Genomic DNA, 24,185 nt, shown 5'->3' with positions numbered 1-24,185 from the left:
TTAATTTCTGAAAACTCCCTTAAACCTGACAAGCTACTTTCAAAACTTCCACCACATAGTCCTGTTCCTGTTCAGTCATTTGATGAAACAGGGGTAGGAGAACTGTGTGGTCTTGTGCTTGCTCACTTTCAGAAAGGCGATCGCACTTTCCAACTTCACACTCACAAGCTTTCGACTCAACTCCACACGACCAAGCTTGTTGTTCATAAGCACTTTCACGGTGAACGCACATCACTCCGCGTCGTGTGGCAATGCCAGCATCTAACATTTGCTGCATTACTTGTAGCTGGTCGCATTTATTTAGGAGCCGGACACAAAAACTCTGCCAGTTACTCTTGGCCCAGCTTGGCTCGGTGGGTAACTTTAATCCCGGCAGATTTGCTAGTTTTTCTTGATATCGCTGTGCCAAATAACGCCGACGTTCCACTATCTCTGGCAGGCGTTTGAGTTGTTCTCGCCCCACTGCTGCTTGAATATCAGTCATGCGGTAGTTGTAACCCATTATTGGGTATGTCTCAAATATCACCTGTTTTGCACCGTGGCGCACAGTATCGGGGACACTCATGCCATGTTGTCGCCAGAGGCGAAACTGCTTATCCCATTGGGGATTATTTGTAGTCACCATGCCACCATCGCCAGTGCTGATCACTTTTCGGGGGTGAAAAGAAAAGCAAGCGATATCGCCATGCGGTTTGCCAATTTTCTCCCACTGTCCATTCCAGAGAATTTCACTGCCGATGGCACAAGCCGCATCTTCAACCACTGGTAACTGATAGCGGTGGGCAACATCCAAGATGGCTTTGAGGTCGCAAGGCATCCCGATTTGATGGACTATGAGAATGGCACGGGTACGATCGCTAATCACATCTTCAATTAACATCGGGTTGATGTTGTATGTTTGTGGTTCAATGTCCACAAATACTGGTATCCCCCCGCAGTAGCGAATACTGTTGGCTGTGGCAATATAAGAATGGCTCACAGTAATCACTTCATCCCCTGGTTGCACTCCCACAGCTAAAAGCGCTAAATGCAATGCTGTGGTACAGTTGGAGACGGCACAAGCGTAGTTTGCTCCGACGTAAGCGGCAAATTCTTGTTCAAAAGCGGCGACTTCTGGCCCTTGTGTTACCCAGCCAGACATAATCGCTCGTTTAGCAGCTTCAGCCTCCGCCTCCCCCATCCAGGGTTTGGCGATGGGGATAAAAGATTTGACTTCAGACACGCTGTTTGCTCCTCTCTACATCCCAGTTACGGACAATTTCATTTTCTAGTAGGACTTCTGGAGATTTGCCAAAACTCACATACCAATCTCTGAGTTTGATTAAACCTTCAGACAGCGATATTTCTGGCTTGAATCCCAAAAGTTTGTACGCCTTTGTAGTTTCAGCATATAAACGCAACACATCACCAGGACGAGATTCATCATGAATCACGCTTGTGTTTGCTGGTTCCATGATTGATGCTATTTCTTTTGCCAAATCGTTAATGGCAATTTCAAAGCCACTGCCCAAATTAATTGTTTGTCCGATGGCAGAGTCTGTAAATCCTGCCAACATGATTCCCCTAGCTGTATCGCCAACATAAGTGAAGTCTCTAGTCTGGCTACCATCACCAAAAATTACCATTGGTTTGCCAGCCATGCTACGCAGTAAAAACTTGGGTATGACTTCTCCGCTATCTCCTTCATGGTGACAACGGGGCCCGTAGGCGTTGAAAGGACGCACTACAACAGTGGGGTAGCCATAGGTTTCGTAGAATGCCCTGGTATAACATTCTCCAGCTAACTTAGAACCACCATAAACAGTCATGGGAAAAGTTGGGTGTTCTTCTGTCATTGGTACCCAACGGGCAGTACCATAAACTTCGGAACTGGAAACATATACAAACCGACTGACTCCTGTTGCTTTAGCGGCGCTTAATAGTTGGAGAGTCGCTGTCGCATTCACTTCATGATTTTCATGTGGCGAGTGGATGGAATGCCGGACACCCAAGCAGGCTAAATGAAATACGATATCTACGCCTGACATTAATTTTGTCATGCGATCGCTATCTCGAATGTCTGCTACAACTAATTCCAAGCGATCGCTAGGTAAATTCTCTAGGTTTTGGCGTTTTCCATTCACCAAATTATCAACAACTACAACCTGATTTGTTGTTTTAGTTATGATTTGATGTACTAGTTCAGAGCCGATAAAACCCGCACCACCTGTAATTAAAATTCGCTGATTTTGCATATTTATTATTTTGTATTCTCCGATGGTTCATATCCTTGCCGCCAGCGCAAAAACTTAGCAGGAACACCAGCGACGATGGCATAAGGTGGTACATCTTTGGTGACAACTGCCCCAGCGCCAACGATGCTACCTTTACCAACGGTGACTCCTGGTAAAATGATTGCGTTCACACCAATGTCAGCTCCTGATTCAATTCTTACGGGATTGACTTCAAAATCTGTTTGGATGATGGGAGTTTCTATCGGTAATCCAGTGTGGGATGAGCATAAAACTTTTGCTCCTGGCCCCCAGCCTACAAAGTCTTCAATGATCAAGTCTCTAGCGTCAAAATAGCTCTGGGGGCCAATCCAAACATTGTTACCAATGATACATCTACCTTTAAACCATCCCTGGATACAGGTTTGTCCGCCGATGAATACTGAGTTACCAATTTCAAAGGTTTCTAAGTGCTTAAAACTAACACCAGTACTAATTTGCACGCCATGTCCAAACTGGCGAGCCATTGCACGCCAGATGACTCGCCGCATTAACATATCATAATCACCATCACCGACTGCAAAGCGACTGTACAAATCAAGTAAGCCGCCGCGATCGTATTTGCTACGTAAATGCTCTGCTAATCCGATTTCAAAGTCAGGATCTAGTTTAAGTTCCTGGGAACCGTGGACAGCCTTAATCAGCTGTGTTCTCCCATTCAGCACATTAGACATTCATCACCTCCAAAACTGCAACGCTTTGAGCGTCTATAAATCCACCCTGGAAATTTTTGTCTCTAGTACAATGAAAAAAATAGAGGAGTTCTTAGCTGGGGTTAAGTGCAATACTTGTCGGTTAAAGGGAAAAGGGGAAGGGGAAAGGGGAAAGAAAAAACCTTTAACCTTTACCCTTTAACCCCTTCGGGGTTCGCCAGTCGCTCATGGGGGAAACCCCCAAGACCGCGCTGGCTCACCTTTTCCCCAGACCCAATGCCGAGTTAAAAATCGTTAACCGAGCAGTATTGGGGTTAAGTGTTTGATGGTAATACATTCGCCCAAGGAAACCATTCTATTGGATTTTCTGGTGTTACATCTGCACGAACTCTGATCTGGCGGACTTCTCCCAGGAACATAATATGTGTTCCTAAAGTGACTTCACCTATAATTTGACAGTCAAAGTGTATGGGTAAAGCGGGTAAAACAGGTGCCCAGTCATGTGCTTCTACCTGCAATCCCGCCCGTGCGACTTTTTGCGGATCTTTAGCAAGAGAAATGTTGCCTGCATATTTGATGGCGTCAATGACAACATCGTTAATAAACGGCACACCGCAGCCGAATTTGCCAGTTTTGCGGATCAAGTCCAAACTTACACGCGGGGCATAACGCTCATTAATTTTGGCGTAAGAAATGCAAGGGGTAATTACTAATGGATGTCGGCTGACAATTGTCGTTGAACCACAAGGCATGAGGTTGGGAGTTCCATCTTCAGCCCAGCAGGTAATCATACCAGCTGATGATGGAAAGAAACAAGGCCAACGAGCTTTATCGTTATCGACTTGTACTTGATCTTCTGGTAAAGGAGAAAGATACTTAATTGCCATGCCATTTTCCACAGCATCGGCTTCAAAGGCAATTGTCCCTGGCGATGGAAAGGCATAGTGGGGTGTATATCCTTTTTTGTAACTGGGATCTGCCATCACTTCTTCAGTTACAGATACACGCTTTTGAAGTTCGTTTTGTGGTTCCCAAGCTGGTAAGCTGCGCCAGAGGATTTGGCTACGCCCTTGTGCTATGTCTTCTCGCAGCTGAATGGCATTAATTTCCAGAAAATAAACTCTATGGCTACCAACGTCAACCCAAGGTTGAGAATAAATTGGTTGACCTGCAAAATCTTTACCAGGCTTCACAAGTTTTGCCTCGTAAATCATGTATGCAGAATCAAACACAAATGTGTCATTTGTTAAGGCTTTGCGTGTTGATAACCCTGAATAAGCAATGCGTGAGTGAGTCTTTTCTTCGGGTACGGTAGTAATGGCATTCATCGCTTTGTCAAGTTCTTCCCCTGGAGGAAGAAATTGTACGGCAACGCTACCACTGCTTTCTAGCATGTCAGTAAAGGTGCCCCGGACATGATGTCGTTCTGATAGCTCTTGAATACAAAAGCTTAGAGCTAAAATATAAGGAAACCTATTGACTATTGAGGCTCCGACAACTTTTTCTAAGCCAATTTGCGAACCATCAGCAGTTGTCACTAAACAAATTGGGGAAGGGAAAAAAGCTGGCCATCGACTATCATTTGATAGTTGTTCTGGAGTTTCTGGCAAATCGTGGACATAAATAGATTTGTCTTTTACCACTCGCCAATTAGCAGCGGTTTCTAAGCTGGTATGCGGCCAAAAATAGCGGTATTTTTCTAAAACATCATGCATAAAACGCCTCTATCACTTCTAAAAATTCATTGCTCAAAAATTTACTGTTGACTATTAACCGTCAATGCCGTCGGGGTGTCTTTCATCTCATTCTTAGAAGAAATGGGTTTTGCCGACGCTTTTTGAGCAAAACCTATAGAACTTGCATAGCTTGTTTGACGCTTTGGCTTACAGTGTCGATCTGTGCTTGGGAGAGTTCTGCATACATGGGCAGAGATAACACTTCTTTGGCTGCGGCTTCTGAGTGGGGAAAATCTCCAGCTTGATAACCAAATTCAGCATACGCTTGCTGGAGATGAACTGGAATTGGGTAATGAATGCCTGTTTGAATTTCCATTTCTTGGAGGCTTTGTTGCAGGGCGTCTCTTTGTGGCGATCGCACTGCATAGACATGGTAAACGTGACGACTGTAAGGCATCACGGTGGGCGTACTCACACCAGAGTCTTTTAAAAGTTCGTCGTAGTATGCGGCGTGGCTTCTTCTGGCTTCTGTCCAGGCTTCGATGTAGCGTAATTTCACTCGTAAAATCGCTCCCTGGATGCCATCCATGCGATAGTTGTAACCTTTGAGGACATGGTGATACCTGCTTTCTTGACCCCAGTCGCGCAACATTCCCATAGTCCGGGCATATTGCGGATTGTTGGTGACTACCATGCCCCCTTCACCGTAAGCCCCTAAATTTTTGCCAGGGTAAAAACTGAAACAACCAATATCGCCAATGCTACCCACACGCTGTCCTTTATATTCAGCCCCGTGAGCTTGGGCAGCATCTTCAATTACAGTCAAACCGTGACGACGGGCAATGTCCAAAATTGGCTCCATATCTGCTGGTTGACCGTACAAATGCACCGGGAGGATAGCTTTGGTGCGCTCGGTTATCGCTGCTTCAATTTGGCTGACATCGATTGTGTAGGAAACAGGATCGATATCTACGAAAACGGGTGTGGCTCCGGTGTAACAAATTGCTGCTGTGGTGGCTACGAAGGTGAAAGGTACGGTAATTACTTCGTCACCAGCACCAATGCCTGCTGCTAGTAATGCTAAATGCAGGGCACTAGTACCTGTATTGACAGCAACGCCATAATCTGCATTGCAGTAATCGGCAAATTCTTTTTCTAATGCTTTGACTTCATTGCCCAAAACGAATTGGGTGCTTGCCAAAACTTTTAAAACGGCACTATCAATTTCGTCTTTAATACTGAAATATTGAGTTTTTAAATCTACAAATGGAATCATACTGCTACCTCTGCCAGATTCAGTTCAATTAATTGGCCTTGCTTTTTGAGAGACTGGGTTGCAGCTTCGAGAATTCTCACTATCCGCAGTCCTGCTTCGCCATCGGTGAGTGGGCGATCGCCTTTTTGTATACAATCAATGAAGTGTAATCCTTCTGTTTTCAATGCCTCTGTCACATCCAATTTGGGCGACCACATATCTCCTGTGCGATAACCAATCATCATTTGGTAGACGCTTTCAGTATTGCCGTTGACTGTAATACCCTTGTCGTAAATTTTGAGTTTTTCACTTGGTTCTAAGTCATCGTAAACAATCATCCGTTGACTACCACCAATCAATGTGCGGCGGATTTTCACTGGTGCGAGCCAATTGACATTAATATGAGCGATGAGATTCTTTTCAAAGAATAAGGTCAAGTAGGCAAGATTTTCTGGTTCACCAGGAACATGACTGACGCCTGTAGCTGAAACTGCATAAGGACGGGATGGCAATACGTAATTCATAATTGATAGATCATGGACTGCCAAATCCCAGACCACATTCACATCATGCTGAAAAAGTCCCAAGTTAACGCGCACAGAATCATAGTAATAAATATCACCCAAAGAATTAGTGGCAATCAAATCGTGCATTTTCCGGACAGCACCTGTATAGACAAAGGTGTGATCCACCATTAATACAAGGTTGCGTTTTTCTGCCTCTTCAATCAGCCGCTTTGCTTGTTCGGAGGTAGTTGTCATCGGCTTTTCCACTAGCACGTGTTTGCCAGCCTGCAATGCAGCTAAAGCTAATTCAAAGTGAGTGGAAACTGGTGTGGCAATGGCTACGGCATCAATCTGAGGATCTGTAAATATATCTCGACAATCTTGAGTCACTTGAATTGTAGGATATCGAGCTTGTACTTTTGCCAGTAATTCTGCTTTGAAATCGCTGACTGTTTTTACCTTGACTCCTGGCATTTCGACAAAATTTCTGACTAAATTTGGCCCCCAATAACCATAGCCAATGACACCGATATTAATCATGTTTGCTGTTCTTTTTAATTAATGAGAGTTGATTTTTTTTATGCATTGAATTATTGCCGATTTTGAGTGGCAATAATTCATAATTTGCTCTGAAAAAGTTTTATTTTTGTTCGGTGTGAAAATTCACAAACCTGCTAACTAATGTACAAAAATTAGAGGTGCTTACAAACTGCTAGCCGACATTTGCAAATTTTGGCGCTGGCGCACATCTCCGATGACACGCGCCGGGACTCCAACTACAATTGCATAATCAGGAACGTCTTCAGTGACTACTGCTCCAGCACCGACAATGGCTTTTTCACCAATCGTTACTCCTGGTAGCACGGTGGCGTTGCTACCAATAGATGCACAGCGCTTCACTAAAGTTTTGATTGTATACCAATCATCGTCTGTTTTTAAACTACCATCTTCATTGGTTGCACGGGGATAAAGGTCATTAGTAAACATGACTCCATGACCGATAAACACTTCATCTTCCAAGACAACGCCTTCACATAAAAAACTGTGGGATGAAATTTTACACCGACTTCCAATGGTGACATCTTTCTGAATTTCCACAAATGTCCCGATTTTCGTATCATCGCCCACAATGCAACCGTAGAGGTTTACAAGATGGGGATGAAAAATCTTGACGTTTGTGCCTAACTTCACATCATGATTTACAGCCATTATTTAATCTGCCTTGAAATTAATGCTTTTCCACTGTTTGCCAAATAGCATCTTCTAAATAAGTACACTCATCAGCTTGCCATTGATAATCTGCACGCTCGATATTGTACATAGTCACTTCAAACGGGCAAATTTCTCTCAAGTTTTCTAGTAGAGTGTCGCTACGACGGTTAGAGAACCATGTTGTTAAGGTATATGAACCCATATACAATCTAAATTTGGGAATCTGACATCGCAGAATAAATGTTCCTGGCTCTCGGCAAAAGGGAGCATCAGAGTTGAAAAACCAGAAGATACAAATCGGTTGTTGTAAAAAATTAACTATCTGAAAGGAGAAACGCAGACTTTCATGAGGTTCCGTCACGTGTAGGGCAAACTCAAAGGTAATGGGTTCTCCCCAAGAGTGAATTCCTTGGGCTTCAGAGGTGTGTGCCTTTGCCCAAGCCACATAATTACCAGTTTTATTGACAGGAGCTTGGTAATCTGCTTGTAAGACAGAATTATCTTTCTGCCCAGCCATATATAACTGCATTGCTTTGCCAGTATCACCATCAAATTGAACACTACCCTTAGAAAGTAGTATGCAACGTTTGGTGAGTTGGGCGATCGCTTGCATACTATGACTCACAAATAAAACTGTTCGTCCTTCTCTGGTGGCGACATCACCCATTTTCCCCAAGCACTTTTTCTGAAAGGCCGAATCACCTACAGCCAAAACTTCATCGACAATTAAAATTTCTGGCTCTAAATGGGCGGCCACGGAAAAAGCAAGACGCACGTACATTCCTGAAGAATAGCGCTTAACTGGGGTATCTAAAAACTTCTCAACCTCAGCAAAAGCTACTATTTCATCAAATTTCTTTTTAATTTCGGCTTTACTCATCCCCAAAACGGAACCGTTGAGATAAATGTTCTCGCGTCCCGTCAGTTCTGGGTGAAATCCCGTTCCTACTTCTAATAAACTCGCTACCCGCCCTTTAATGGCAATACGTCCCCGCGTCGGTTCGGTAATCCGGCTGAGAACTTTTAACAAAGTAGATTTACCAGCACCATTGCGTCCAATGACACCAATAGCTTCCCCTTGTTGAATTTCAAAGGAAATATCTTTCAAAGCCCAAAATTCTTCCCGTGCGGGGTTGGGCATTTTTTTGCCACTGGGTTTGATAAATGTTTTGGCAAAAGATTTAGCACCATCAGCAATCACATCCCGCAGCGCTTTGTAACGACTTCTTCCCTCTTGCTGGTGAGCGATGATATATTTTTTGCTTAAATTTTCTACACTAATCATGTTCTCAGACATCTGCACAGAATCCTTGCTAAATTACATCAGCAAATGTCCGTTCCACTTTGCGGAAGTACCAAATGCTACTTACCAGCAACAGAGCAACTAGTCCCAAAGATAAGGAAAATCCAGTCCAATAAAGTTTGGACTCTCCCCCTAAAATAGCCCAGCGAAAACCATCAATCACGCCCACCATTGGGTTTAAATAGTAAAGCAAGCGCCATTGTTCTGGCACAATGCTGCTACTAAAACCCACGGGTGAAATATATAAACCAAACTGCACAATAAACGGCACAATATAACGGAAGTCTCGATATTCCACATTTAAAGCTGCCAACCACAGCCCCACTCCTAGTGAAGCCGCAAAGGCAATGGCAATAAATAACGGTAAGGATAATATCTGCCAACTGGGAATAAAATTATACCAAGCCATTAGCCCTACAAGGATCATCCCAGAAACGAGAAAGTCCACAAAGCTAACAATGACAGAACTCGCAGGTACAATCAACCGAGGAAAATAAACTTTAGAAATCAAGTTGGCATTAATAATTAAGCTATTACTACACTCAGTTAAAGCACTGGCGAAAAATTGCCAAGGTAACAAGGCAGCAAATACCAGTATTGGATAGGGTGCTGTGCCTTCTGAAGGTAATTTCGCCAAATTTCCAAAGATGACGCTGAACACCACCATTGTTAAAAATGGTCGAATCAGTGCCCAGAGCATACCAATTATTGTTTGCTTGTAGCGTACTAAAATATCACGCCAGGATAGAAAATAAAATAGCTCTCGGTAGCGCCATAGGTCTTTCCAATACTGCTGCTCTGTTTGTCCAGCTTCAATGATTAACTCTGGCTTTGACGTAATTTTCTGACTACTCATAATAATTTTGATTAAAAACCATTGCTTTTAAGCATTAATGGACAAACTGAAAATCTTTGATACTGTGATAATTGAGTACCTTTGCCTGTCTGCGAGTAAATTCTCCCACGGAGGGGTTGCCTTGAGGATCGATCGCTCCTGTTACTTGCTGCCAAAGTTCTTGTGGCGCTACTGAAACTCTATAGGTGCGTTCCTCCAACTTGCAGACGTGATACCATTTTGTTTGTTGGCATTCTTCGCACCAAAAGGCTTCTAACCACTCTCCTTCCAGAGAGACTGTGGTTTTATTTGCTACTAGCAACAATGCGCTGCGGCGACTCATACCCCGCTGCTGCAACTGTCCTGCTCGGTCAGCAAACAATTGATATTTTTGACTCCTACTTTCCAGGTAGCTGTTATGAATTGGACAATAGATTGCTCGTCGTTTTGAACGTTTCCGATTTCGGTCACACCTTCTCTGCAATTCGACCTCCCACTTAAATAAATAGACAAAAAATTCTGGAAGGTTTCGTTGGAGGAACTGAGATCAAAAAGACCATCGAAGCTCATCTCCTATAGTTAAAAACTAAATACTATTTAATTGAAGTATGCTGATTGACCAAGATTGTGAAATCAGGAGTTTATTTTTTGCTATGTGATGACAAGTTAAACTTGTGAAATAGCATATCACCTAAATTTTTTATCCAATTGGTTATTAATGGCTTGTCAATCTGTCTTAAAGCATAACATAGTATCGTGCCTTTATATTATCTTAATCAACTTCATTACAATTGGAACATAAAACATTTTTTGGCATGATTTTTAGCAGTATCAGCATGAAAATAAGTAAGACTAATAAATTTTCTATCATATATAAGCCTAACTGCTAACTATGTTTTATAGCTCTGCCATTGCATTTGCTAGTTAGCTCGATACCTTGCTTATTCCCTGCTAATTGACGCATTAATTAATCCAACCCTCCAAAAACTAAATTTTGCTGAAATATGTCAGAGTTTGAGAACTTATTCTTCAAGAAAATTTTAATTAAGCACAATTAATAGCTGGGTATCACCTTAAAGAATAAACGATTGATTGGCTCAAATTCATGAAAACTTTAGAAGATAAAGACTTTACTTGAGTTGACAAATCAGGGAACTCCAAAAAATAAATTATTCCAGTTAATGTGTTGACTGTTGAGTGTTAACCGTCTTGAATAACATTTGATGGTGCCAAGGTTTGAATCTCAATCAAGTCTTGCCGAACTCAAAAGATGGCAGCAAGTATTTATCATCCAAGGGCAAACTTAGACTGATACTAAATTTGGTTATGATGTATTGTTTGAAATTTTGGCCGCAGCTTTGTAATCCAAAATTCCAAACTTGTACTGAGCCTGTCGAAGTATCTCAAATCCCAAATTCGTATCACCCTGTTCATAGGATTTCACTCTCAGCAGAGGCAGGAGCCAAGGAGAATACTTTGTATCCTATATGTTTCCGGATTGGTATAAGGCTAAAAGTCTTTAGAGCCTACACCAATCTGTGTTGATAATTTTTCAAAGAACTATTTTGTAGGGCTTTGAGACATAGCGATCGCATCATCTGATGAAATTGCTTGCCGCAGGACATCAAGGTATTGTTGAGAAATAATTTTAGGTGTGAAATGGGATCGCAGATACTGACGACCTGCTTTGCCCATACGCTCTCCCAACTGGCGATCGCGACTGAGTAAGCGAATGAATTGAGCTAAAGCATGGCTGTCTCCATTCTCAAATGTGCCACCACACTCAGCTTCGGCAATAAATTCTCTCAAGTATGAATACTGCGAACAAATCACCGCTATCGGTCTTCCTGATGCTAAAGCTGAGTAAAGCTTGCTCGGAACCACTAAACTCTCGCTCGATGCATCCACACTCACCAATGAGAGATCGCAAGCAGTTAATGAATAAGGAAGTACCTGCTTGTCTTGATATGGCAGAAATGTAAAATTCAACAGTCCTAATTCATGCACTTGTTGAATCAATTCATCGCGTTTAGCTCCACCACCAATGCAGACAAACTGAATTGGTTCATCTTGCAGTTCTTGAGCGGCTTGGAGGATAGTTGCCATATCATGGCAGCGTCCCATATTTCCAGAGTAGAGTACGGTAAATTTATCTACTAAGTTGTGCTTCAGGGCAAACCAATTGTCTTCTTTGGGAATTGGCACAATTAATTCCGGGTTTGCCCAACTGTGGATGACTGAAATTTTATCAGCTACTTGCGGGCAGTTTGCCAATACTTTCTCTTTCATGGCTGGACTGAGAACCACAATTCCCTTGGCGTTTTGCCAAACCAATCTGTTAGTGGCACGCCATAACTTTGCTAGCCAGTGATGCTTTGAGATCACTCCTAGAGCGATGGCAATATCGGGATACAGATCGTAGATAATGCAAACATAGGGAAGTCGAAACAACAAGTGAGCCAGATATCCCACTATCGGCAAAAATGGAGGAGCTGTAGTTACCAACAATACATTACTCCGCCGCCAAGCCCTCAGTAGATACAGCACAGCACGTAAGGTATATAAGACACCATTAATAGCTTTACCACGAATTCGCCCAGGCCAAAGTTGGGCTGTGCGCGATCGCTGGACTCGGATTCTACCTAGACGTTCAACTGGTAAAGCTGGTGTATGGGAATCAAAGGCATATCCTGGCTGACTCGTAAAAACCTCAACATCCACTCCTTGCTGTCCTAACTGTTTTACTAATTCCTCAATTAGCTGTCCTGTAGGTGCATAGTCTGGTGGAAAAAACTGCGTTATAGCAGACAATTTGATTGATTGTTGAGTGTTTAAAGAATAGTCATTTTTAACATCTATCCGTGTAGAAATGGATTGCAAAAACTTTTCATTAATCCATTTATTTAGTCTCATCTGTTGTTTCCTGTTATACAAATTTTCTTCAATACGCTATTGAACTGCTCAAGCCATTAATTACACAACAAAGACTTGTCTATTTTCACAAATATTTTATGTTTGCCTAAAGCAAGTTAATTAATTTACTGGTATACATAGAGTCTTTTAAAAATCGCACACATAGTATATATGCTAGATAGAAGCATAAGGTAACTCCAAAAAATAAACAATAGCTTCGGGTCATTGACCGTTGACTGTGAACTGTTAACGATCGATAGTCAACAGTAGCAATCGAATATTTTTTTACTTGAAAGTTCCTAACTATGCCACTTCAGCATATAAGTGGATATTTATACTCTTTTAATTTGTATACGCGACTTTTCGGGACAAGGGAACACAACTAAAAGCGAAAGTCTAAAGAGCTACCATCATTTTAGACATTTACAGGCTTTTAAACCAACTTTATTTGATGTCTAAAAAATTCTCACAGCCACTATCCACTAGTGTCGGCTGAAAAATGGTGTTGACTGAAATATTGGGAGTCTATGGTCATTGAAGTTCGGACATTTTAATTTACTTAATATTTGAGATGGAATGAGCAATATTTTTTACATAAGTAGTCTTTGGGTATTGTTTCTAATTCAATATCATATTTTACATGGAATTTCCTACAACAATACCATGAGAAAACAATGTTTAAAATTCGTCCTTCCACTTCACGAAAAATTTATTTTTTCCGAATGTAGATAAACGAAAACTTCATACAATAGTCATTCTTTTGTAAACAAATTTTGATATCTAAAAAATTCATATCTATTAAGTTGTGATTAGCTACTTTTGTGATGTTGGTAATAAATCAAGTATCAGTTTTCTACGCAGAAGCAATCTTAAAACTTAATAAAGTATTAAATTTTACCTAATTAGCGGTTAATAAAAGTTTTGAGAAGTGAGAATTCACCTAGTGATATTGAAATTACTCTAGCTACGATTGATGTAAAAGATTTATCATCTGACCGATACAAAAGTCTCAGGTCATCAGAGATTGATTATGATTTTCAGTATTGATATCGAATAAAAAAATGTATACTTAAAAACAAAGACTTTATCATCCTTAGTGACTCTGGTAAAATTTCAGAGAGTAAACAGACTAGAATCATAACAGTTCACACTAAGTAAGAGTTATCATCATACAAGTTAAAAGCTAACTCAAAGGATACATTAATACTTAGAAACCATCGAAATCTCGATTTTTGCCGCCCTTGATGCATCATACTAAATAACTTTGCTAATCTGGTGGCTAGTAATAAACCTTTGTATGGTTATTTACTTAACCGGTAAATACTGAAGTTATTACAGACATTTTTTGTAGCGTAATTAATAAGTATTTTTAAATAGATGGAGAATCATTCTTCCCAATCGTCAAATTCTGACGAGAATCGGAACTCTCTACCACCATTTCTTCAGTCTCAACCTTTGCCGTGGTCACAAGAGCAAGGAAATGATTCGAGTTCCGGACAATTCCTCAGTATTTTACAGAGACGAGCGCTGGTAATTGCAGGAGTAAGTATTACTCTGATGACAGTTGTAGTTATCAACTTGATACTAAACCGCGAGTTACCGATATATGAAGGCAATTTTCGCTTGTTAGTGGAACCTGTAAATGATGACTCTAAAGTAGTGGATATTGTCAAAGACCCCAATGTAACCAAATCTGGTTTAGATTATGACAGTCAAATTGAGGTTCTCAAAAGCCCTGAATTAATGGGAGAAATTCTCAAGAACCTCAAAACTATCTATCAAGATATCAACTATAATTCCCTGATGGCAAATTTCACGATTTCTCGGTTAGCTCAAACCAAGATCATTGAAGTTCGTTATCGAAGTCACAATGCAAACCAAGTTAAAACTGTACTCGACCAAATTGCTGAAGATTATATAGAATACAGCCGTGAAAGGCGGCAAACCAAGCTACGCCAAGGAATTCAGTTTGTTGAAAAACAACTACCATCGATCCAAAATCGAGTTGATGAGCTTCAGAAAGAACTGCAAACTTTCCGGCAAAAGTACGATTTTTTTGACCCACAAATTCAGTCAGAACAAGTTGTTAATCGCATCAGTAGCTTGTCTGAGGAAAGACAAGTGGTGAATCAGCAATTGGCACAAGCCCGTGCCAATTTATCTGTTCTACAGAAAAAAGATGGTCAGGTGGCAACCCTCAAGGATGCTGCGTTGTATCAACAGTTACTAGCTCAATTACAGGAATTAGACGTTAAAATTGCTACCGAATCAACTCGTTTGCAAGATACTAACCCAACCATCCAAACATTGAAGCAGCAACGATCAAGGTTGGTACCTTTGCTCAATCAGGAAGCACGACGCTTTCTAAGTACAAAAGTGTCAGAGTTAACAACTCAACTCAAAACTCTAGAAGTGCAAAGCCAAGAGCTAGCTAAAGCAGAGCAGAAACTCGAACGACAACGCAAGCAATGGCCAATTTTGGCACGACAATACACCGAACTACAGCGAAACTTAGAAGTGGCAACTGAGAGTTTGAATCGTTTTTTATCTACTCGCGAAAACCTGCAAATTCAGATATCTCAGACAGAACTTGGTTGGCAGTTACTAGAAGCACCAAGTAAGCCAAAGTTTCCAATCTCTGATTCGAGTTTGAAACGTTATTTAATACCAGGAATAGTTGGGAGCATAGCTTTAGGAGTTGGTGTCGCCATATTGTTGGAAAAGCTGGATAAGACATACCATAGCTCTCAGACACTAAAGGAAGAAGTTAAACTACCGTTGTTAGGAAATATTCCATTTGAAAAACAAGTCGAAAGCACTCAAAACTATCCACCCACATGGAAAGTTCCCATTCTTAAAAGTGTTTCTGGCTTGAATATATTTAGAAAAAAAGACCAGGAAGATAGCAGTTATTCGGCAAAATTTTTAGAAGCTTTGCGGGTGCTGTATACAAATGTGCAATTGGTTAGTGGTGATCGCTCCATTACTTCTCTAACTATTACCTCAGCTATGGAAGGCGATGGGAAATCCACTATCGCCTTCCATCTAGCTAAAGTAGCTACAGAAATGGGGCAACGAGTACTACTTGTAGATGCTAATTTACGCCAACCCAACATTCACAACTTATCAAATCTGAATAACTCACGGGGATTAAGCAATTTAATCTTGACAAACGTCGCCATGAACGAGGCGATTCGACAGTTACCTTCTATGAATGAACTATCTGTAATCACTGCTGGTTCGATACCGCCAGATCCGACAAAACTACTTTCATCTGAACAGATGAAGCGATTAATGATGAATTTCCATCATACCTTTGACTTGGTAATTTATGACGCTCCCCCTGTGTTAGAACTAGCAGATGTTAGCTTACTTGCACCCCATACTGATGGCATATTATTAGTGGTGAGAATTGATAAAACCGACTCATCAATGCTCCAGCGAACTTTAGAGCATCTCAAGACTTACCGGATGAATGTTTTAGGTATGGTTAGTAACGGTAACAAGAGCAATAATCGGTGTTAATTGTTGACTGTTGACTGTTGACTGTCAACCGTTAACAGTTAACACATAATAAATATTTCAAAAATTATTTGGGATTGCTATAGAAAACTAAGTAAATCTTTAATGTTCATCAGTCTGTAGTTTGATAAAAATGTGACTTAATTTCAGCAAATTTACAACTATAGATACATATAAATAAACACAGAGGATTTCTCATCTGTGTTTATTCTAAGCTGAATTTTTAATTTCTAATTTTCATCCCGTCCGTGAACTTGAGCAGGAGGGCTTGTTGCCTCAACAGCAGTGAATGGTTCTAGAATTTTGTATGTGTGGGTAGCTCCTTTTGGTACTACCCAAGAATTCCCCGGCTCTAGTAAGATATTTTGCCCTTCAATGTGCAATTCTGCACGTCCATTGATTACATAACCAACAGTTTCATATTCGCGTGCTGTTGGTTCTTTAGGTTCATTGGGTTGTTCATTTTCCCACAAACGCATGGAAATATTTTTACCAGATGCTAGATATTTTTGACCAAGTTGACCTTTAGGAGAATAAGCAGAATCTATTTTTGTAACTGTTTTATCAGGCATGTTTTCTCCTTTCAATAATGTATGGTTTTTCTATTTGATTTGTGAATTTATTAATTAGGCAATAGACAATTTTTTATTGCCTATTGCCTATTTTGCCTGTTACCTGAGGTATAGATAATTTGTTGGCACAATCAAATCAGATTGATATGAGAATCAAAAATTAGAATCCAAACTTGCTAAAATTCTAATCTCTGTTTCTGACTGGCGTGTTAGGAGGATATTGATAATAACCTTCTGTATCTCTCTCTAATCGGTTAGTTTTGTCTGCGGCTCTATTTTTTGTGCCATCAAAAAACTCTCTTGTAGCTCTAGGAGTTTGTTCATCCAAGTTTAACTTTTGACGGACATTATCAACAGCACCTTTTAAATTGTTTTGGGCATTTCTGATTTGGGTATCGTTTCTAAGTTCACCTCGATTGTCTGGTATGCCTTTATAATAAGTGCCCTCTGGGGTTACCACATCAGCGCGGGCTGCATTATCGTAACTAAAAGCTTGGCCAAATAAAAACATAAATCCTACCAGAAAAACCACAATTATCTGACGGATACGAAAATTTTTGACCACAGAAATCAGTCTATTCATAATAATCCTCAATTACATTGATGTTGGAGTAAATTCACAAAATTGAATGCTTATTTCCCATTCAATATTTGGCAGCAACTTGCATTGAGTTAGCTTGCTTTAAAGAGGTCGAACCTCTATTTCTGTATTTGCAGATTATTCCGAGAACGATAATTTCCAGAACATCTGTTTTACTAGAAAAGCACAGAGATGCTTCTCTACTAAAAATTATTTACATCGATACAGCAGCACCCGTAGTTGGTTTCGGAGGCTGAATTTGAGAGGCTGTCCGCACCCGATACAACTCTATTAGTCGCTGTTCGTATTTCAATAAATCTTGGTAAATTTCTTTAAAAATAGCAGTTGCTACTGGGTCGGTGAACATTGCACACAAATTGCCAATATCGCCAATACCTGTTTGCACATCTCCCAAAGCAGAACGTAATTGATAGATGTCGTCACTGCCTGTGAGGGCACTTTTGACTTTTGCATACTGATTGGCGACATTTGCTCCTAAAGAAGTTTTTTCACCTAATGCTTGAAGATATGTTTCTAGTTTTTGAATATGGCGTTGTTTGTTGCCAATAATATCTTGAAAAACTAGTTTTATTTCAGCATCAGATTCTTTTTCTGTATATTTTTCTAATGCTTCTAAGGAATAACGTTCTCCTGCAAGGGCAGTATTTAAACCTCTACCAATTTCACCTTTTGTGGAGCCGCCCCAAGCATCAGCTAGTTTCCACCATTGGGCAGTTGTATCTTTTTCCTCTGGCAATGCCACATCTTTGCCACCATAACCCAAGCGACTCAAAATAGCTGTGGTGAAAATTGCCAAGTCTCCAGGTTCGCGAGATGTAATTAAATTTCCATCGACTATTAAAGGTTCATCTGAATAATTTGCCCCTGCATTAGCGATGTCTTTGCTAATAGCAGTAAAACCAGTAATTTGTTTACCTTTTATTAAGTCGCCTTCAATCAAAACTTGTGGCCCGTGGCAAACCGCAGCAACTAATTTTCCTTGTTGTACAGCTTCTTGTACAAAGCGTACTGTATTCGGGTTGCGTCGCATTCTATCAGGAGCCATACCGCCGGGAATCACTACTGCATCGAATTCGCCTGCGATCGCCTCTGTTGTTGTACCATCAGCTTGGACGCTGAGTTTACCGCGTTTACCTTTGTATTTTTCATTCATCCGGGAACCAAGGACTACTACATCCATTCCGGCTTGTTTTAGTCCATTATAAGGAACCGAAAATTCTACATCCTCTACTCCTTGTTCAATGAGGATAGCAACTTTTTTATTACCAAAATGATTGTTATTTTGAGTCATAGTATGGTATTAACTGTTTATTTCTAGCATTTAACTAGCTAGTGTTTTCATTGAGAAGAACAATTAAAAAATTAGGTTTTTTTCTCATCAAAAATTGCTTGAAATTGTCTGTTATGCAGGGACTTACCCTGTTGGTGAAGTAGCAAACAATTCTTCATAATCGTGAGACAAATGGGCATGAAAAGCAGCAAATGTTTCTGGTTCAATTGTATTTTGCAACACTGCAAATACAGCACGGACATGAATTGCAGTGGTAGTTGGTTCTATATTTTCTTTTTGACTCGCACGAACAATAAATTCTTGCAAATTAAAAGAACGATCGCCATTTGCTTTCTGTCCCCGCAAATAATCGCCTAATTGTTGAGGTAAGTTTGCTGCTAACTTTTCCGCTTCATCACTAGCTATCCGTTCTTTAATAGTTTCTAATGTGGCACGGGTAGCGCGTTCTGCTTCTTCGCGAGAATCTGATTGAGCCAGGGTTTGCACGTGTGTAATAAACTCGTTGTACTCCACCTTCTACCTCCGCTGTGCAAAATCATTGAATGCATTATTTAACATTCAGGAAGTCAAGTAGGTCAACATAGAAAGACGTAAAATATAGGCTTAGCAATTACTAAGCTTCACTGCGTTTCATTTCTAGTGACATTTCACGTTTAATTAAGTTGAGCTACTTAACAACATTAAAATGAGTAAATAAAATTCTATTTTTGGCTAATAAAAAATAGTTACGAGCGAGAAGTTGACTATCGAATAATTTCGGTTTGATAACTCCTAACTCATAACTAATAACTTCAACTACAAGTTGCTTGACCATGAATTGATACTTCTAATTTACGCTGCGATCGCTAGTTTAGCTTCGTACCAAGGGGATAGATTATTTTATGACTAAAGCCATACATCTTTAGTAAGAGAAGTTTGTCAGCAGAAAACGTTACTGTAAGAATGCAGAAAATAGCTACTAAATATGGCAGAAAAAAATCACAATGACGAAATCAAAACTGATGATTTACCGCAAGAAATTACTGAATCTTACGGTACTGGTGTGAAGGACTTGCCAGGATACAATATTGGTGGGCGATCGCTGCGAGATGAAAGACGCCAGTACACAGAAACTAGCCCCGAACTCACAGGTGGCGATGTTGACGCTTATTGGGAAGATGCAGATGCAGTGGGAGATGAAGCTGTTGGCGGTACTGTTGCCACTCCCGATCAAAATGTCACTGAAGATATAGAAGCAGCAGTGGGTTTGGAAATGGACGATTTCGCTTTTCTGCGTACCAACGACATTTTAGAGGAACGTGACGACCGTCGTTGGGAGTTAGATCCCATGTCTTCGGAAGATTATCAACAACGGCGGGAATAGGTTGTTGAGTGTTGAGTGTTGACTGGTGACTGGCGTAGACAAGGGAGACAAGGAGAGAAATTCTAACAATTCTTTCCCTTTGTCCCCCTGTCCCCATAGGTGTCAACTTAAGCCTTGGTGAATAAAATCGCAGCTACACAAACAAAGCGCACCTTTCCTACGGAACGCTACGCGGACGTAGGCTAAGAGAATTTAACCCGCGCAGGCGGGTTTTGCCTGTGTAGACGCGGTTTCTAAGGGCCTGTTTGGCTTATTCTTGTTGCACATCAATCCAGATACTACCTTCTTCCACACGAATTGGGAAAATTGGCAGTGGTTTTTCTTGGGAAACCAACGATAGTACTTTACCTACGCCAGGTGGCCAGGGACACCAATTTTTCACTTCACCGGTATTTAGGTCAAAACTACTGCGATGGAAAGAGCAAACGATCGCTTTATCTTCAGTGATTTTTGCATTTTTCAAAGGCAATTTTAAGTGAGGGCAGGTGTTTTCTACAGCATAAAGTTGATTTTCGTGATTTAAAAGTAGGATTTTTCGGTTACCAACTTTTACCACTTGTCGCGCACCTGGCGATAGTTCTTCCACAGCAAGTACTTTAGTCCAACTCATTAGGTTCTCCTTTCCTAACAGATCTGCTTTTAGTTTCTCGCAATTGTGACCAGTGCGATCGCTTTTTAGGGTTGAGGAGGCAGGAGTGGAGAGTCAGAACAAAACTTAAACCCAAGGTTTTCATTCACAGCATAAGCTGTATCTGGATAATCGCTAAATACGCCATCAATACCTAATTTTAAAAATAGCTCATATTCTCCTTGGGGATTTCCTAGAAAATCCAATGGCAAAAAGTAGTCTTCGTTACGGAAAGTCCAGGCATGAACTAGTAAACCACATGCATGAGCATCAATGTTTAAAGATGTTGGTGAGAGCAATTTACCAGTGCTATCTCTAGAAACTAAGAGATTTTTATGAATTCCGATGGCCTGTGCATATTTAGCAATTTCTTCTAAACCTGAAGTCGTGACTAAATCTATATAGGTACTATTATTGCCACTAATTACAAAATCATAGGGTTTACCAGTATTATTCAGCAATTGCACCAAAGGTAAATCAGTTTTTGTAGATAAATTTTGTAAATTACTTACTTCAAAAGATTGAATGAAAACAGGGGCATTAGCTCCTTGATAACCATTTGCTGTTAACGTTGCTAATAAGGATTTTTCTAAGGGTAACCCAATGGATTTAAAATATGTCGGGTGCTTAGTTTCCGGATAAATTCCAATGTGACGATTAATTTCACAGCTTTTATTTTTAGCTAAATCAATGATTTCTTGGAAGGTGGGAATTTCAAACAATCCATCATAAAGAATATTTTGTGGACGAAGTTGGGGAATTCGTTCTTTAGCCCGTAGAGTTTTCAGTTCTGCAAGGGTAAAGTCTTCGGTAAACCAACCTGTTTTTAATTCTCCATCTATTATTTTGCTGGTTTGACGGCCTGCAAATTCTCTGTGTCTAGCAACATCAGTAGTTTGAGAAATTTCATTTTCGTGACGAGCAATTAAAACACCGTCTTTTGTCGAAACTAAATCTGGTTCAATATAGTCAGCGCCCAGTGCGATCGCTAATTCATAAGCAGCTAAAGTATGTTCTGGACGATAGCCACTAGCACCTCGGTGTGCAATAATAATCGGGGTTTTACCTGTGAATTTTTTAGTCACATCTGGAAACGCAAAATTTATTTTTTACTAACAAATCGATAAATTTTCACATATCGCCAATTTTTTTCATCTTCTAAAGTATACAATTCGCTCATTTCCTTTTTAAATTCATCCTTCAATTTCCAATAAAATTCGCGATTCACTATTAAAAATACTGTCTTGGCATTATTGGTAGCAGTCTGAATTTTCTCTCCTAAATTTTTTCCTTTAACTGTTTCGAGAATATATTGCGGTATATATAAAGTCGATGAATCTCCATAATATTTGAATAATCTAATCTGCCCCAAAAGTAATACAGATTTTGCAGATGCATCTCGGTTTTTTACTAAATACTCAACTGCCCCGCGATAGTCATCTTTTCCATATATAGGATTGAAATAGTAATTAAAATTAGAATAAATATTCATAACTACCAAAAAAACAGTAGCTATTTTGGCAAATTTCGATAACACATCAAGTTGACTTTGACCTTGAGTATCTGCTTGGTAGTTATGTAAAAATGCTGACGGTATCAAAATAAAAAGTGGAAGACATAGGTAAAAAGAATGACGTGGTAGCCAGTTAATTTTAGTTACTAGAGCAAATACTAAATTCAGTAAAAATGATATGACTAAAATCCATGCAAATAAATAATCAGCACGTTGATGTTTTCTAGTTTTTAACTGACTCAATAAACTTTTGACTAAAGCTGTAAAAATTACAGTAATCACAATAAAAAAGATTAGTAAATGCGGCCAGTAACCAAGTAAAATTTCTATTTTATTATCACCGCGTAATTCTTCCAGTGGCGCTGCATAGGATGTCCCAACTAACGTACCGTAGATCACAAACATAATATTCTGAATTATTGGTAATCCAGTACGAGTTACTGCTGTAGCTGTTGGATCTGATGCAGCAGGGGAAAATAAATAAAACCAAAGCATTGGTGAGGAAAAAATCACTGAAGGGATCAACCATCTCAACCATTCTTTGAAATTTCTATAAACGATAGCATGAGCTATATAAAGTGCTGATGTGAACATTAATGTTAAGACACTGCCAAAGGTTGCTATGGCAGAAAAAATCCCGAAAAGCACTTGGAAAATAATCTTGTTATTTGTCTCAGTGTTGAGAGATTTACTAAAAAAATATATCTGAAAAGCAGCAATAAATATTAACAATGAATATGGTCTAGCATCTTGGCTATAAAATACGCTGAAAGAACTCACAGCTAAAATTAAAGAAGACCAAAATGCATGTTTTTTGCCATAAATATTTAGGCAAGTAAAGTATACAATAATTACTGAACCTACTCCAAATAAAGCTGATAGGGATCTAATGGCAAATTCACTTTCACCAAATAGTGAACGCCAAAGAAACAATAGTAAGTAGTAAAGAGTTTGGTATTTATCACCAGCTTCTCGATTTTGGATTTTATAAAAATTTTCTTGTAAGCTTGTGGCATCAGATAACGCTAAACTCCAACCTTCATCAAACCAAAGACTTTGATTCTGTAATAAAAAGAAACGGCTAAAAATACTAATTGTAATAACCGTAAAAAATATTAAATAATATTTGTACTGTTTCATGTTTATCTCCAAAACATTAATATACCCAAAATCTAATTTTACAACTATCAAAATTCCATCTAGACTTGCCTAAGACATTAAAACAAATATCTCTAATTTGGAAAAGAGTTATTTGAACTATGGAAAACCTTATCACACTAAGGAGTACTTTTTTGTGTTAATTCTGTGTTAATTCTTTTGTGAAATAAAATTACCGATCATCAAATGAAACTCAAAATTGCTTTAATTTAGACTATTGTAAGCATTTCTTAGATGGCCCTAAACCTTTAAAATCTTTAGCAGATAACTAGGTATATTGCCATGAGTGAAAATACAGAAACAATTTTCAGTAAAATCATTAGTCGAGAAATTCCCGCTGATATTGTTTACGAGGATAATTTGGCGTTGGCATTTAAAGACATTCATCCCCAAGCGCCTACTCACATCCTCGTGATTCCCAAAAAACCCATTGCCACGTTAGCCGATACTGAATCTCAGGATCATGCACTGTTGGGGCATCTTTTATTAACTGCCAAACGCGTTGCGGAACAGGCTGGACTGAAAAATGGTTATCGAGTTGTCATCAATACTGGTGATGATGGCGGGCAAACGGTTTACCACCTACATTTACATATCTTGGGAGGACGGCAGTTAGATTGGCCTCCTGGTTGACATAACTATTAGATGAATTGCACTTGCAAGTGCAATTCATCTTCTAAACAAATCAGTTTTATAATTAATACTTATTTAAACGTTCTTTACAAATCTTAATTTTCAGCTTACTGTAGTAAACATAGGTAAGTAAGTTTGCTTACTGAAATCATAAAACCATTAACCGCAATCATAAAACAATGACAGCAACCATTCAACGTCGCGAAAGCGCCAACGTATGGGGTCGCTTCGCCAACTGGATAACCAGCACCAACAACCGCTTATACATAGGTTGGTTCGGC

General features: G+C 39.8%; 21 protein-coding genes. 3 read left to right on the top strand and 18 right to left on the bottom strand.

Annotated features, from left to right (window positions below; translation table 11 throughout):
• Positions 1 to 19: 19 nt before the first annotated feature.
• The 11 genes from GNE10_RS02450 to GNE10_RS02400 all read right to left on the bottom strand — a co-directional run bounded on the left by GNE10_RS02450 (position 20) and on the right by GNE10_RS02400 (position 12,623).
• Complete coding sequence (locus GNE10_RS02450) at positions 20 to 1,180, bottom strand: DegT/DnrJ/EryC1/StrS aminotransferase family protein (RefSeq protein WP_185563519.1); 1,161 nt, start codon at positions 1,178 to 1,180, stop codon at positions 20 to 22.
• A gap of 34 nt (positions 1,181 to 1,214) precedes the next feature.
• Positions 1,215 to 2,234: a GDP-mannose 4,6-dehydratase gene (locus GNE10_RS02445; protein WP_099069542.1), complete on the bottom strand. Its 1,020-nt coding sequence runs from the start codon at positions 2,232 to 2,234 to the stop codon at positions 1,215 to 1,217.
• Positions 2,235 to 2,239: 5 nt separating this feature from the next.
• Positions 2,240 to 2,944 (bottom strand): DapH/DapD/GlmU-related protein, encoded by a 705-nt coding sequence (locus GNE10_RS02440; protein ID WP_185563497.1) that lies wholly within the window; start codon positions 2,942 to 2,944, stop codon positions 2,240 to 2,242.
• Positions 2,945 to 3,237: 293 nt separating this feature from the next.
• Positions 3,238 to 4,638 (bottom strand): flavin reductase, encoded by a 1,401-nt coding sequence (locus GNE10_RS02435; RefSeq protein ID WP_185563496.1) that lies wholly within the window; start codon positions 4,636 to 4,638, stop codon positions 3,238 to 3,240.
• Between the two features lie 133 nt (positions 4,639 to 4,771).
• Positions 4,772 to 5,875 (bottom strand): DegT/DnrJ/EryC1/StrS aminotransferase family protein, encoded by a 1,104-nt coding sequence (locus tag GNE10_RS02430; protein ID WP_185563495.1) that lies wholly within the window; start codon positions 5,873 to 5,875, stop codon positions 4,772 to 4,774.
• A complete protein-coding gene (locus tag GNE10_RS02425; protein ID WP_185563494.1) occupies positions 5,872 to 6,900 on the bottom strand; it encodes a Gfo/Idh/MocA family protein in 1,029 nt (342 codons plus the stop codon). The genes GNE10_RS02430 and GNE10_RS02425 overlap by 4 nt, the downstream gene beginning before the upstream one ends.
• Positions 6,901 to 7,062: 162 nt before the next feature.
• Positions 7,063 to 7,569, bottom strand: coding sequence for an acyltransferase (locus GNE10_RS02420; RefSeq protein ID WP_185563493.1), 507 nt, complete (start codon positions 7,567 to 7,569; stop codon positions 7,063 to 7,065).
• Between the two features lie 19 nt (positions 7,570 to 7,588).
• Positions 7,589 to 8,869, bottom strand: coding sequence for a polysaccharide ABC transporter ATP-binding protein (locus tag GNE10_RS02415; protein WP_260446724.1), 1,281 nt, complete (start codon positions 8,867 to 8,869; stop codon positions 7,589 to 7,591).
• Between the two features lie 16 nt (positions 8,870 to 8,885).
• Positions 8,886 to 9,731, bottom strand: a complete 846-nt coding sequence (locus GNE10_RS02410) for an ABC transporter permease (protein WP_185563492.1) — start codon at positions 9,729 to 9,731, stop codon at positions 8,886 to 8,888.
• A gap of 34 nt (positions 9,732 to 9,765) precedes the next feature.
• Positions 9,766 to 10,194, bottom strand: a complete 429-nt coding sequence (locus GNE10_RS02405; RefSeq protein WP_185563491.1) for a hypothetical protein — start codon at positions 10,192 to 10,194, stop codon at positions 9,766 to 9,768.
• 1,076 nt (positions 10,195 to 11,270) lie between these two features.
• Positions 11,271 to 12,623, bottom strand: a complete 1,353-nt coding sequence (locus GNE10_RS02400; RefSeq protein ID WP_099069533.1) for a glycosyltransferase family 4 protein — start codon at positions 12,621 to 12,623, stop codon at positions 11,271 to 11,273.
• Positions 12,624 to 14,000: 1,377 nt separating this feature from the next.
• On the opposite strand from GNE10_RS02400, the gene GNE10_RS02395 reads away from it, so the two are divergent.
• On the top strand, positions 14,001 to 16,148 hold the full coding sequence (locus GNE10_RS02395; protein WP_185563490.1) for a polysaccharide biosynthesis tyrosine autokinase: 2,148 nt from the start codon (positions 14,001 to 14,003) through the stop codon (positions 16,146 to 16,148).
• Between the two features lie 227 nt (positions 16,149 to 16,375).
• On the opposite strand, the gene GNE10_RS02390 is transcribed toward GNE10_RS02395, so the two are convergent.
• The 4 genes from GNE10_RS02390 to GNE10_RS02375 form a co-directional block, all read right to left on the bottom strand.
• Entirely contained in the window at positions 16,376 to 16,717 is a 342-nt protein-coding gene (locus GNE10_RS02390; RefSeq protein WP_185563489.1) for a cupin domain-containing protein, read from the bottom strand.
• 184 nt (positions 16,718 to 16,901) lie between these two features.
• Positions 16,902 to 17,300, bottom strand: a complete 399-nt coding sequence (locus tag GNE10_RS02385) for a hypothetical protein (RefSeq protein ID WP_185563488.1) — start codon at positions 17,298 to 17,300, stop codon at positions 16,902 to 16,904.
• A gap of 211 nt (positions 17,301 to 17,511) precedes the next feature.
• The gene (locus GNE10_RS02380) at positions 17,512 to 18,609 is read right to left on the bottom strand and encodes a DJ-1/PfpI/YhbO family deglycase/protease (RefSeq protein ID WP_185563487.1); all 1,098 of its coding nucleotides are present in this window, start codon (positions 18,607 to 18,609) and stop codon (positions 17,512 to 17,514) included.
• A gap of 123 nt (positions 18,610 to 18,732) precedes the next feature.
• Positions 18,733 to 19,122, bottom strand: coding sequence for a DUF2267 domain-containing protein (locus GNE10_RS02375; RefSeq protein ID WP_185563486.1), 390 nt, complete (start codon positions 19,120 to 19,122; stop codon positions 18,733 to 18,735).
• A 451-nt stretch (positions 19,123 to 19,573) separates the two neighbouring features.
• On the opposite strand from GNE10_RS02375, the gene GNE10_RS02370 reads away from it, so the two are divergent.
• A complete protein-coding gene (locus GNE10_RS02370) occupies positions 19,574 to 19,972 on the top strand; it encodes a DUF6335 family protein (RefSeq protein WP_099069527.1) in 399 nt (132 codons plus the stop codon).
• 250 nt (positions 19,973 to 20,222) lie between these two features.
• On the opposite strand, the gene GNE10_RS02365 is transcribed toward GNE10_RS02370, so the two are convergent.
• From GNE10_RS02365 to GNE10_RS02355, 3 genes are all read right to left on the bottom strand, one after another.
• The gene (locus GNE10_RS02365; RefSeq protein WP_185563485.1) at positions 20,223 to 20,582 is read right to left on the bottom strand and encodes a Rieske (2Fe-2S) protein; all 360 of its coding nucleotides are present in this window, start codon (positions 20,580 to 20,582) and stop codon (positions 20,223 to 20,225) included.
• 65 nt (positions 20,583 to 20,647) lie between these two features.
• Positions 20,648 to 21,685 (bottom strand): glycerophosphodiester phosphodiesterase, encoded by a 1,038-nt coding sequence (locus tag GNE10_RS02360; RefSeq protein ID WP_185563484.1) that lies wholly within the window; start codon positions 21,683 to 21,685, stop codon positions 20,648 to 20,650.
• A 17-nt stretch (positions 21,686 to 21,702) separates the two neighbouring features.
• Positions 21,703 to 23,253, bottom strand: coding sequence for a glycosyltransferase family 39 protein (locus GNE10_RS02355; RefSeq protein WP_185563483.1), 1,551 nt, complete (start codon positions 23,251 to 23,253; stop codon positions 21,703 to 21,705).
• Positions 23,254 to 23,553: 300 nt separating this feature from the next.
• Here GNE10_RS02355 and GNE10_RS02350 point away from each other — a divergent pair, with 300 nt between their 5' ends.
• Positions 23,554 to 23,904 (top strand): histidine triad nucleotide-binding protein, encoded by a 351-nt coding sequence (locus tag GNE10_RS02350; protein WP_099069523.1) that lies wholly within the window; start codon positions 23,554 to 23,556, stop codon positions 23,902 to 23,904.
• Positions 23,905 to 24,185: the final 281 nt, after the last annotated feature.

This window comes from Nostoc sp. 2RC (genome assembly GCF_014222165.1).
GTDB lineage: Bacteria > Cyanobacteriota > Cyanobacteriia > Cyanobacteriales > Nostocaceae > Nostoc > Nostoc linckia.
Note: the sequence above shows the minus strand (reverse complement) of the source record. Positions and strands in the feature narration are given on the sequence as shown.